Here is a 238-nt window from a genome sequence, read left to right on the forward strand (position 1 = left end):
CCTAGACCACCCATCTCTCTCTTCTACCAACCCAGTTATCGGAGTTTTCCCGTGTCTTCCCAGTTCTCCGGCGTCATCCCGCCCGTCGTCACCCCCCGCCACGCAGACGGCAGCATCGACACCGCGTCCCTGCACAACCTCACCATCCACTTGCTCGACGGCGGCGTGTCCGGGCTGTTCGTCCTCGGTTCCTCCGCCGAGGTGCCCTACATGACCAACGCCGAGCGCGACCTGGTGG

1 protein-coding gene is annotated in these 238 nt (G+C 64.7%); it reads left to right on the plus strand.

The window, feature by feature from the left end; genetic code table 11:
- Positions 1–51: 51 nt before the first annotated feature.
- Positions 52–238 (plus strand): dihydrodipicolinate synthase family protein (locus HWE01_RS22790; protein ID WP_241822979.1); only part of this gene is annotated, 187 nt, incomplete at its 3' end.

The organism is Herbaspirillum sp. C7C8, assembly GCF_022627875.1.
Lineage (GTDB): Bacteria > Pseudomonadota > Gammaproteobacteria > Burkholderiales > Burkholderiaceae_D > Herbaspirillum.